Consider the following 11,772-nt stretch of genomic DNA (forward strand, 5'->3'; position numbering starts at 1 on the left):
TCAAACCGATGAAAAGAATATACTTGTTTATAGCAATCCTCAGCAGCCTGCTCTTGCAAGCACAGAAAGTTCAAGAAATAGACCTACTACCTGATGAATACTGGTGGGGAGGCTTCACAGGCTTAGGCTATCAGATGCCTTACAAGGCAGAAACCCCTAAGTACGACCTACGCAAAGAGGACTTTAACAATCAGTCCGTACCGCTATTGGTATCGAATAAAGGGCGTTATCTATGGTCAGAAGCTCCTTTTGCTTACCAATTCAAGGGCGGCAAGCTGCTCATTGAGCCTACTCGCAGCGAGGTAACCATTACCAAGGCGGGCAACACCCTGCGCGAAGCATACATCGCGGCTGCACAAAAACACTTCCCGCCTTCTGGCACCATACCCCCAGAGCTCTTCTTTACCAAGCCACAGTATAATACTTGGATCGAGCTTATCTACAACCAAAACCAAAAGGATGTGCTCGCCTACGCAAAGGCAATCCTTAACAACGGTATGCCTGCTGGGGTAATAATGATTGACGATAATTGGCAGAAGGACTATGGCAACTTTGAGTTCCGCCCTGATAAGTTCCCCGACCCCAAGGCTATGGTCGAGCAGCTGCATCGTATGGGCTTTAAGGTAATGTTATGGGTATGCCCCTTCGTATCGCCCGACAGTCAGGAGTATCGCGCATTGAGAGATAAAGGTTACCTTGTAAAGAAGAGAGGCAGCGACAGCCCAGCCATACTCGAATGGTGGAACGGACTGAGTGCTTGCTATGACCTCAGCAACCCCGAAGCCTTTGCACACTACGTCAGCATTCTCAAGCAAATGCAGAAGGACTATGGCATCGATGGCTTTAAGTTCGACGCAGGCGACCCCGAGCGTTACTTAGAAGAAGACGTAGAGGTGTTCGACAAGAAGTCTTATGATACCGAGCAGACCACTCTATGGGCTAAATTAGGACTTGAATTCCCTTACAACGAGTTCCGCGCCTGCTGGCGACTTGGTGGGCAAGCCTTAGTGCAACGTCTCGGCGATAAAAAGTACGCCTGGGAAGGCGTAGCCCGCTTGGTGCCCGATATGATTGCCGCAGGGCTCAACGGCTATGCTTACGCCTGCCCCGATATGATTGGCGGGGGTGAATACGGCAGTTTCCTCAACGTCAATACAGCCGACTTTAACCAGAAGCTCATCGTGCGCTCTTGTCAAATACATTCAATGATGCCGATGATGCAGTTCTCAGTAGCCCCTTGGCGTATTCTCTCAAAGGAGAACTTAGCTACCTGCATCAAGTATGCCAAGTGGCACGAGCAGCTCGGCGATTACATCATTGAGAAAGCACGCAAGTCAGCCCAAACGGGCGAGCCTATCGTAAGGAGTATGGAGTATGCTTTCCCTAATGAGGGATTTGCCACTTGCACCGATCAGTACCTCTTAGGCGATCGATACCTCGTAGCCCCTGTGATGAGCGATAACGATACCCGCAGCGTGAAGTTACCCAAAGGCAAATGGAAAGACGACACAGGCAAAACCTACAAAGGCGGCAAAACCTATACCCTAAAAGTCCCTTTAGAACGATTGCCTTGGTTTATTCGCATAAAATAATTACCTTTGCAGAATATTATGAAGATGTTTACGAGTTATTGATGAGGAAAATATCTCAGTAGAAAGTAAAAAGGAGTTGTTGCTAAGTGGTTTTTAGTTTTATAATAATTGATTTTTATAAAACCCTCGTGGAAATTATCTTGATGAATATACAAATAACTAAAACCCTCGAGGGTTTTGTGGAAACAAATATATTTTTGAACAAACCCTCGGGGTTCTGAGCAAAACAAATATATTTTTTAACTAAACCCTCGGGGTTTTGAGCAAAACAAATATATTTTTTAACGAGCGTTCGGAACTCTGACTAAAACAAATATATTTTTGAACGAATGTTCGAGATTCTGACTAAAACAAATATTGTATAAAAAAATCCCCTGAGAGTTTTAACTCTTATGGGATTATTTTTGTGCGAAGTTGTAAGAGATTTATGTTTTATAAAATGAATTCAACATATAATTTTAAATCACGTTAATGTAAATAATAGTAAAATGAAAAAATATTTTATTGCACTCTTCAGTCTATTAGCACTGAGCGTAAGCTGTCAGACCAAAGATGACGACGGCCCCAAAAACATCAATGAGGAGGAAAACCCTCTTGGTCCACCACCTGCTAACTATCATCTGACCAAGAAGGTGGTCTATAAGCCTTCGAATGATATCATCGTCAATCCTGAACGCGGTTTTCTCACCCATCAGGATATGCCCTCTGGAAATGATTACGTGCTTACCACCGATTTTGTTCGGCAGAAGCGCAGTGAAGGCATTAGCCTTATCCTGACTATCTATTATATGCAGGATTTTCGCAATAAGCGTATTTCAGAAGCCTATCTGAAGCGCATTCGCCGCAATATGGAGGCAATACGCAACGGAGGGGCAAAGGCGGTGTTGCGTTTTGCTTATACTTCTGATGAAAATCAAAAGCCGTGGGACGCTCCTTGGAGCATTACAGAGCAACACCTCGAACAATTGCGCCCTATCATCAATGAATACTCCGATGTGATTTGCGTTGCCGAAGCAGGCTTTGTGGGCGTATGGGGTGAGTGGTATTACACTGATAATTACAAGTTTCAACCCAAGATTTCGGCTGACTATGAGCCTCGTGCACAAGTGCTCAATAAGCTCTTAGAGGTGCTTCCTAAAGATCGAATGGTGTGCGTGCGCTACCCGATGGCGAAGCTCGCTACACAGCAATTGGACGTAAAGGACAGCATCACGCTCACGACTGCTTTCGACGGTAGCAAACGCTCGCGCATTGCCTTTCATAACGATTGTTTTCTTGCCGATGACGATGATATGGGCACTTATCAACACAATCAATCGCACCGTGCCTATGTAGCCCACGAAACGCGCTATGTGGCAATGGGTGGGGAGACTTGCGCGCCTTCCTCGTATGCTGAATGCGCCAATGCCTTAAAAGATTTTGCAAAGTATCATTGGAGTTACCTGAATGCCGACTACAACAAGCAGGTGCTCAACCCTTGGGAAGGCAAATGTATGGATGAGGTAAAGCGGCGTCTTGGCTATCGATTTGTGCTCGTCGATGCGTTATTTAACGAGGATATAGCCGTAGGAGGCAAACTGCAAATGGAACTGCACTTAAAGAATGAAGGTTGGGCATCACCTTTTAATCCGCGCGATGTGGAGCTGGTGCTCATCAACAAGAAAAAGCCTCTTGAGCGACAACACTTCAAGCTCAAAGCCGATCCGCGGCGTTGGTTTGCAAGTAAGACCATCACCCTGCGCACAGAGCTCACTCTCTCGGCAAAGTTGCCCGCAGGTACGTACGAACTTTACCTCAATCTCCCCGATCCACGCCCTATGCTCAAATCACGCCCTGAATATAGCATTCAGACCGCCAACAAAGGCACTTGGGATGCCGAACGCGGAATGAATAAATTGCATAGTTTTGAGATAAAGTAATATCACTGATAAGCGACAAATCTACAATGAATCAAGCGTGGGGCGATACGAATTGCTTTACGCTTGATTTACCATAAGCAACCTTTTACATCTGAATATAAGTAGATTGAAAAAAAAGATTCTTTTTTCTTTGGCTGAATCGCTAAAATACCGTACCTTTGCGGCAGAAAAAGAACCATTAAGAATGCTTACAGACCAAGTTTTTAATCTGCATAAAGCCACTCGCGAGAATTTGCTCACTTTTTTGGAAAATAAAACACCTGAGCAGCTCGCCATCGTACCTCAAGGATTTAACAACAATATATGGTGGAATATCGCGCATTGTGTGGCACAAGGGCAACTACTTTGCTACAGAATGGCACAACTTGAGCCCGTTGTTGCACAAGATTTTATCGAAAAATACAAAAAAGGCACCTATCCTGATGGAGATATACCCACTTTAGAGGATATTCAAGCGCTTCGTGAGCTACTTTTGCGCACTCAGAAGCAATTGCAGAACGATTACCAGCGTGGAGTCTTCGAAAACTTCCAACCTTACCTCACCAGCTATGGCTATGAGCTCAAAAGTATCGAAGATGCCATCAACTTTAACAACGCACACGAGGCAATGCACCTCGGAACTATAAAAGCACTCAACTATTTCGTAAAATGATCGAAGAGAAAGCCCCTACGCGCACCTCACTGGCAGAATTAGGCGAGTTTGGACTCATAAAGCACCTCACTGAGGGTTTTGAGCTCAAAAATCCGTCGAGCCGCAAAGGAATTGGTGACGACGCAGCCGTTATCGACTTCAAAGGCGAGAAAACCCTCGTTTCCACCGACCTGCTCATCGAAGGCGTACACTTTGACCTGAGTTACGTACCCCTGAAGCACCTCGGATACAAGGCAGTGATGGTAAACCTCTCCGACATCTACGCAATGAACGCCAGCGCCTCGCAAATCACCGTTTCGATCGCCGTTTCTAACAGGTTCCCTCTCGAAGCCTTGGAAGAGCTCTACGCGGGCATCAGGTTGGCTTGCGAAATATACAACGTCGATCTGGTGGGGGGCGACACCACCTCTTCTACACGCGGGTTGATCATCTCGGTGACGGCTATCGGCCACGCGCCTGAGAAGAAAATCGTGTATCGCAACGGCGCAAAGCCTAATGACCTGATTGTGGTCAGCGGCGATATAGGTGGGGCGTATTTAGGCCTGCAAGTGCTCGAAAGAGAGAAGGCTGTCTTCGAGGTAAACCCAAATATGCAGCCCGACCTCGCCGATTACACCTATATTATAGAACGTCAGCTAAAACCCGAAGCCCGCAAGGACGTGCCGCCGATGTTGAGCGAATTGGGCATCAAGCCGACCGCAATGATGGACATCAGCGACGGGCTTTCGTCCGATATTTTGCATATTTGCACACAATCGGGCGTCGGATGCCGCATTTATGAGGAAAAATTGCCATTAGACCCTCAGGTAATTAGCACTTGCGAGGAATTTAACCTCGATAGCACCACAATTGCCCTAAATGGCGGCGAAGATTACGAACTTTTGTTCACTATTGCACAAAAAGACTACGATAAGATCAAAGGCAACCCACATTTTAGCGTCATTGGCTACATTACAGAGAAAAACGAAGGAGAAATGCTCATCACACGCTCTGGAGAACCATTTAAGATCATCGCCAAAGGATGGAACGCTTTAAAAGAATAGATTTTAATCAAAAAACAAACATATTTATCTAAAAATTAATAAACATTAATACACAAGACAATGAAAAGAAGATCATTTTTCAAAAGAAGTTCTCTTGCCGTACTCGGTGGGCTGGTTTTGCCAGGATTTGAGGCACAAGCACACGTGTTGGACGAGGCAAACAAGAACAAACGCACGAAAAACATCATTTTTATGGTAAGTGATGGGATGAGTGTAGGAACAATGGTGATGTCCGACCTGTATTTGAAGAGAAAATACAACCGCCCATCGGCTTGGATGGGTTTATACGAAAGTGGGCTCGGGCAGCGCGCACTGATGGATATGGCATCGGCAAGTTCGGTGGTAACGGATTCATCTGCGGCGAGTTCGTCGTGGGGTGGCGGCGTTAGGGTCAATAATGGTAGCCTAAACATCAGCCCCAACGGAAAAGAGAATATGCCGATCCTTCAGAAGTTCAAAAAAGCGGGAAAAAAGGTAGGATGTATCACTACCGTGATGATAAATCACGCCACCCCAGCTGGTTTTTGCACTTGGTCGAAAAGTAGAAACGCTATGGACGAAATCGCCGAAAAATACGCAGAATTAGACTTCGACGTAATGCTCGGCGGCGGCAGCAAATACTTCGATCCAAAAACACGCAAGGATAAGAAAGATATCTTCGCCGTGCTGAAAAAGAAAGGATATACGGTGGTTCATACACGAGATGAGATGCTAAAAGCACCAACAAGCAAGCCTTTGTACGGAACTTTCGCCGAAGATGCCCTACCCTACTCCATCGATAGAGAGCAGGACGCAAAAGAGAAGGCAACCGTGCCAACTTTGGCTGAAATGACCACAAAAGCCATCGATCAACTCAAAAATCACCCGAATGGCTTCGTTATTCAAGTAGAAGGAGGCAAAGTTGACTGGGCTGCGCACGGAAATGATATAGGTGCGCTGCTTTATGACCAAGTTGCCTTCGACGATGCTATAAAAGTGGCACTCGATTTCGCAAAAAAAGACGGAAACACGCTTGTTGTGATCACTTCCGACCACGGTAACGCCAATCCAGGGCTTATTTACGGGAAACAGTGCAATGATAACTTCGATAGATTGCAGAAATTCACCCATTCCAACGACTGGTTCTTGCAAAATATCAAGGTGGACGACAATCCAAGCGCAGTGAGGGAGAAAATAGCCGCCTACTTCGGAGGAATAAACGTAACAGACGAGCAGGTAAAAGAATTGCTCGCTTATTACTCAAAAGCCGAAAAAAGAGAGGATGGTTTGTACAATTACAAGCATCTTCCTTACAAATTGTTCTCCGAATTGCAAAAACCACACACTTCGGTCGGCTGGATCAGTATGGATCACTCTTCGGACTACACCGAGCTAGGAATGTACGGGCCAGGGAGCGAAAAACTCAAACCTTTTATGCGCAACACCGATATGCACAAGTTTTTGCTAAGTGTTGCAGAGGTTGAGGATAAGTTTTAAATTATTTTTATCCATTGTTAATAGGGCGCCGCTCAGTCGGCGCTTTTTTTCTTTCATTTTTTTACAAAAATAAACACTATAGGCTATGAAAGATAGGAAAAAGAGAATTGAACTCACACTTATACTAATTATAATCCATATTATCCTTGGAAGTTTCTTCATATATTCATTAGCGGGAGAAAACGACCCCAATTTTCTCATAATGCCTATGTCAGTATCCTGTATAATCGTATATTACATAGCATTACTGATTTTTGACGTAGAAAAATACGGAATTATAGGCAGATTGTTATTTTCATACCTCACCTGCGTTGTTATCATCACATTAGGCATATTTTTTAATATCATAACATTAGGAATAACGGATTACATCAAATATTCAACAGATAAAAGTGTATTAGAATTAATAGAAGGATTTATAGGCGCAATATTTGGCTCCTTATTAGGAGGTTTTGTAGCAAATATAAAGACAATTGTATTTAATATCATATTTACTACAATAAACTTCACAATTATCAGTTTTTATGCAAAACCAAATAGAAATGATAAGTTTTCGTTCCTTCCGAAGCAATAATTGATGAATTTATATATAAAATTTCACAAAATACACAATATAATCCTTACGATGTACAACATAAGACTTCCTACGTACAACATTAGTCTTCCGACACACAATATTAGCCTTCCGACGCACAACATTAGTCTTCCGACGCACAACATTAGGCTTCCGACGCACAACATTAGTCTTCCGACACACAACATTAGTCTTCCGACACACAACATTAGCCTTCCGACGCACAACATTAGTCTTCAGACACACAACATTAGTCTTCCGACACACAACATTAGGCTTCCGACGCATAACATTATTATAAAAATATATAATGCCTATTCATATATATAATTATAAATATAAAATATTAAAAGTTATAAATATAACAAAATAAATTTAGATAAAAACTTGTATAATTAAATTCCTTGCCATTACTTTGCAGAAAATTTATTAAACAAATAAAAGAATTAATTATGCCAACAGCAATCATTACATCAAAGGAGTATAAAAGCTACGCAAGCATTTTCGAAAATGCTTTAGCGAATGAAACTATCAAAGCCGAAATTGCAAAATACGGCTATGATGAAGCAGAAATGAATAAAGGGAAAGACTTGTACACAAAAGCAGGTGAACTTATCAACAAACAAGAGATTTTAGTGTCCAATGAGAAACTTTCTTACAATACTTTCTTAAAAAAGTTTAAAGAACTGAAAGAAAGTTACAAAGTTGATAAGAAAAAAGCACAAATTGCCTTTAAAGAGGAGCGTATTCAAAATATTTTAGGCATTAACGAAGCGGTAAGCAACAAGCAAAACGAATTTTTAGACCAATTCAACACTTTGTATCTGCAATTGCAGAATAGAGATGATCTCCACACCGCTATTAAGCGTTACGATATCTCGGACGACCACGTAGCCAACCAGCAGAAGAAATTAGCCGAAGCCAACAAGGCTTACGCTGATTATGAGCACATAAAGGGTCAAAGTCAGCAAGCTACGCAGGATAAAAACAAAGCATTGGAGGAGTTATACAAGTGGGTGATGGATTTTTACAATTCGGCTACACTTGCCTTGAAGAACAACGAACAATTGCTCGAAAGTCTCGGGAAAACCGTACGAACTACCAAAAAAGTAGTAAAAAAGAAGAGCGATAACCAAGATAAGAAAAATAATTAACAATTAATAAATTAAAATATTCAAAACTATAAAAAATTATCTATTATTGGGATTATCAATCGTAGGTCTTTTAACTTTTTCTTACAAAAAAGACAGTTCTGGCGACGAAGGTCGCGTTTATGATGGAAAAGACGCTTATATGAAGCTCCCTCTTGATTATACAAAGACCGATAGTCGTCCGCTACTCAGTTGCAACGATTTTTCAAAGAAACAAATAGAAAATCTAAACGATGAGCTCGATAAATCGATAAAAAAGGTAGAAAGCCCACGTGCGAAGACTGTTGCTGCTGTCATTGGCTTAGTTACGCTGCCCAAAGTCGTCCCTTATGGGTTCGAACAGAGCGAATACGTAGGGTGTTGGATGAAAAAAGGCTTCTTTTTGGAAGATTATGACGATGGTAAAGGAGAAAAATACCACCCTTGGGGTTGTATGGTGAAGGTTTCGCCTAATTTTCCACGAATGAGATACAAGGATTAGGAGATGAGTACGCCAACGGGCTTACTTGCTCTCGCCACGTAGGTTGGTGCTTGCTTAATGCAGAAGCTGTTACCGATTTAGACCTATTGAAGCGCTCTTATTCCAAAGAATACCGCGATTTTCCTAATACAACCGCAGTAAACCTCAAGGATAATGTAGATACTATCAAGCCAGGCGATTTAATATGGTTCGAAGGGCATATTGCTATCGTAATCGGTGTAGAAGGCAACACAGTAATCTATTCGAGTGCCGAAGAAGGCAAAAAACATCCAGGTAGAGGCATCCGTTGGGCAAAATTCAGTAAGAAAAATACCAATTATGGCACATTTTTGTACAAGATGATCATAAAAATGGAAAAAATCTACAAAGAAAAATAGGAAATGAGGGCTTTAATACAGCGCGTAAGTGAGGCATCAGTCATCATTGCTAAAAAACAAACAGCTTTCATTGGCAAAGGGCTACTTATATTAATAGGTATAGAAGAAGCTGACACAGTAGAGGACATCGCTTGGCTTTCACAGAAAATTGTCAATTTGCGCATCTTCGACGACGAAAATGGCGTGATGAACCGCTCTGTAAAGGAGATTTCTGGAGAAATATGCCTCGTATCGCAATTTACTCTACACGCTTCGACCAAGAAAGGCAATCGCCCGAGTTACATACGTGCTGCCAAACCTGTGGTCGCCATTCCGCTGTACGAACGCCTCATCAGCACACTTTCGCACGATTTGGGCAAAAAAATACAGACAGGCACCTTCGGCGCAATGATGCAAGTGCGTCTATGCAATGACGGACCTGTAACGATATGGATTGACACCAAAAACAAGGAATAAAGCCCATTTTACTGATAAAAACACAAAAAAAATCCTCATCATTAGCCAAAAACTAATGATGAGGATTCTTTTTTGAAGGAGTACCTCTCCCCTACTCCACGACATCGATGTTTACGCGTATGGTTCCTTTGTTTTTATTATCAGTAATCGCCATAAACGCCTTCTTTGAGAGGTCGAGCTCACGCCCTTTCGTAAAAGGACCGCGATCGGTCACGGTTACCACCACCGAAGCGCCATTAACAGGGTTCGTAACCTTAATTTTCGTACCAAAAGGCAGCGAACGGTGGGCAGCAGTGAGTTTTTGATTGCTAAAAACCACGCCACTGGCAGTTTTCTTTCCGTTGAACTTATCGTGGTAATAAGTTGCCTCCACATTGCTTTTATATGCCCCCGTTTTCACCGCAGCAGCGGATTTGTGCGTATTTGCGCCCGTTTTTCTCCCAGAATGCCGATGTGAGTCGACCGTCGCACAGGATTGCATCAAAAACAGGGATGTAAGGATGGTTATCATCCAAAAAAAGTGTTTTTTCATCATAATCGTCGATTTTTAAAATAGAAACGATGCTTTGAGGTAAAGCATCGTTCCAAAATGTTTATAAATTTGTGTCAGCTACTGTCGTAGCGTCTTCAATATCCAAATATTTGAATTAGCAAACTCAGGGCGCTTAAGCAGACCCAAGAGTACCTCGCTGGCATCCTCACGCGTTTGATAAGCTTGGTTTACGTAGACATAAGTCATATTTTCACGCAGCGGATTGACAAACGAGCTCACATTTACACCCAAGTTGCGCACCATCTTCTGCAATTCGTAGGCGCCACGCGGATTGCGGAACACGCCAATGACCACGTAGTAACCTTCGGCGAGATTATCCACTTTTACTTCCTCAACCCTTATCTGGCGCTGAGGTTGAGGCTTCTGAGGCGCAGGCTGAGTGGTTTCGGTAGCCGTTGTCGGCGTTTCGCTCACCGTTACCGTAGGAGTAACGACTTTTGGCTCAGGAGGAGTCACAACTTCTGGTTTTTTCTGCTCTTGCTCGCGTTTCCGTGCCTCTTCAGCCAGTCGGCGTTCCCTTTCACGCTCTTTTTGCTTCCTTTTTTCGATTGCTTGACGATATAACTGGTGATGCTTGCCGCCAAATTGATAAGACACCAACACGTCGTAACTTCCGCCCGACTCAGCCACGTATGATGCCAAACTTTGCTCATAGCCAAAGCCTACGCTCAGATGTGAAGCGATATTAAATCCCAAACCACCGAAAGCGCCGTATTTTTGGTCGTAACCAGCGTACGCCCACCCGATTTTAGTGTCGAGCATCGCGTGTCCGCCCAATTGGAAGTTATCAACGGTCTTTTTACCTTTAACTAAGAGGTAAAGTGTTGCATCTTCGAGCAATCCGTTAGGGGTATCGAACTCTTTTTGATACATTAAGTGGGTTGTCAGCGATTTTTCGCGGAAAGGCACCGCCATTTCCTTCTGGGAGAAGGCATAATCGAGTAAATTCTCGGCAGTTACCCCAAAATGTATCTGATTGAAGTTGATATCAAAGCCTGGCTGGATGTTTATAATCGTAGTAGGCTTTGAATTCTCGATGAGCGGGTCGACAGCATTGGAGATGACCTTTCCTTTGTCGATACCACTGCGAGCAAATACCACATTGATACCCAAACGCAGGAAGTTGTCGTCGGAAATCTCCACCTGATGGACGTAGTTGCCCAACAAGCCCGTGTTTGTAAGGATGGCAGCCTTGCGCTGGAAGACCATCCCGTGAGCCATATTGTTGTCGTTCCACTTTTTGCCGTATGATAGCCCAAAAGTGCTGAAGTTGCTCTTATCTAAGCCCATCCACTGCTTTCTATGATAGAACGTGATCTGCGATTCGTTGAGATTAAATATCGGAAAAGCAGGATTCATCAAAAAAGTATTGTATTTCACTGCCGTATGCCCAGGCATTTCGTAAGGCAGGTAATATCCACCATCTTGTGCTCGCAAAAACTGAACACAAAAGGCTAAAACACATATTATAAGTATCTTTTTAGTTTTCATATCCAAT

General features: G+C 43.2%; 13 protein-coding genes. 11 read left to right on the forward strand and 2 right to left on the reverse strand.

The window, feature by feature from the left end; all coding sequences use genetic code 11:
• The first annotated feature begins 8 nt into the window (after nt 1–8).
• From AXF12_RS10260 to dtd, 11 genes are all read left to right on the forward strand, one after another.
• On the forward strand, nt 9–1,592 hold the full coding sequence (locus AXF12_RS10260; RefSeq protein ID WP_066430847.1) for a glycoside hydrolase family 31 protein: 1,584 nt from the start codon (nt 9–11) through the stop codon (nt 1,590–1,592).
• 488 nt (nt 1,593–2,080) lie between these two features.
• Complete coding sequence (locus AXF12_RS10265; RefSeq protein ID WP_066430850.1) at nt 2,081–3,511, forward strand: DUF4832 domain-containing protein; 1,431 nt, start codon at nt 2,081–2,083, stop codon at nt 3,509–3,511.
• A gap of 184 nt (nt 3,512–3,695) precedes the next feature.
• Nucleotides 3,696–4,163: a DinB family protein gene (locus tag AXF12_RS10270; protein ID WP_066430851.1), complete on the forward strand. Its 468-nt coding sequence runs from the start codon at nt 3,696–3,698 to the stop codon at nt 4,161–4,163.
• Complete coding sequence (thiL, locus tag AXF12_RS10275; protein WP_066430852.1) at nt 4,160–5,206, forward strand: thiamine-phosphate kinase; 1,047 nt, start codon at nt 4,160–4,162, stop codon at nt 5,204–5,206. The genes AXF12_RS10270 and thiL overlap by 4 nt, the downstream gene beginning before the upstream one ends.
• Nucleotides 5,207–5,266: 60 nt before the next feature.
• The gene (locus AXF12_RS10280) at nt 5,267–6,682 is read left to right on the forward strand and encodes an alkaline phosphatase (protein WP_066430853.1); all 1,416 of its coding nucleotides are present in this window, start codon (nt 5,267–5,269) and stop codon (nt 6,680–6,682) included.
• 85 nt (nt 6,683–6,767) lie between these two features.
• Nucleotides 6,768–7,256, forward strand: a complete 489-nt coding sequence (locus AXF12_RS10285; protein ID WP_066430857.1) for a hypothetical protein — start codon at nt 6,768–6,770, stop codon at nt 7,254–7,256.
• Between the two features lie 51 nt (nt 7,257–7,307).
• Nucleotides 7,308–7,586, forward strand: a complete 279-nt coding sequence (locus tag AXF12_RS12740) for a hypothetical protein (protein ID WP_197697151.1) — start codon at nt 7,308–7,310, stop codon at nt 7,584–7,586.
• A 122-nt stretch (nt 7,587–7,708) separates the two neighbouring features.
• Complete coding sequence (locus tag AXF12_RS10290) at nt 7,709–8,410, forward strand: PQLLE family protein (protein ID WP_066430858.1); 702 nt, start codon at nt 7,709–7,711, stop codon at nt 8,408–8,410.
• A 46-nt stretch (nt 8,411–8,456) separates the two neighbouring features.
• On the forward strand, nt 8,457–8,888 hold the full coding sequence (locus AXF12_RS10295; protein ID WP_066430859.1) for a hypothetical protein: 432 nt from the start codon (nt 8,457–8,459) through the stop codon (nt 8,886–8,888).
• Nucleotides 8,889–8,938: 50 nt separating this feature from the next.
• A complete protein-coding gene (locus tag AXF12_RS10300; RefSeq protein ID WP_066430860.1) occupies nt 8,939–9,265 on the forward strand; it encodes a CHAP domain-containing protein in 327 nt (108 codons plus the stop codon).
• Between the two features lie 3 nt (nt 9,266–9,268).
• Nucleotides 9,269–9,721, forward strand: coding sequence for a D-aminoacyl-tRNA deacylase (gene dtd / locus AXF12_RS10305; RefSeq protein WP_066430861.1), 453 nt, complete (start codon nt 9,269–9,271; stop codon nt 9,719–9,721).
• Nucleotides 9,722–9,812: 91 nt separating this feature from the next.
• On the opposite strand, the gene AXF12_RS10310 is transcribed toward dtd, so the two are convergent.
• Both AXF12_RS10310 and AXF12_RS10315 read right to left on the reverse strand, forming a co-directional pair.
• The gene (locus AXF12_RS10310; RefSeq protein ID WP_066430872.1) at nt 9,813–10,253 is read right to left on the reverse strand and encodes a septal ring lytic transglycosylase RlpA family protein; all 441 of its coding nucleotides are present in this window, start codon (nt 10,251–10,253) and stop codon (nt 9,813–9,815) included.
• 78 nt (nt 10,254–10,331) lie between these two features.
• The gene (locus AXF12_RS10315; protein WP_066430873.1) at nt 10,332–11,765 is read right to left on the reverse strand and encodes a PorP/SprF family type IX secretion system membrane protein; all 1,434 of its coding nucleotides are present in this window, start codon (nt 11,763–11,765) and stop codon (nt 10,332–10,334) included.
• Nucleotides 11,766–11,772: the final 7 nt, after the last annotated feature.

The organism is Capnocytophaga haemolytica (assembly GCF_001553545.1).
GTDB lineage: Bacteria > Bacteroidota > Bacteroidia > Flavobacteriales > Flavobacteriaceae > Capnocytophaga > Capnocytophaga haemolytica.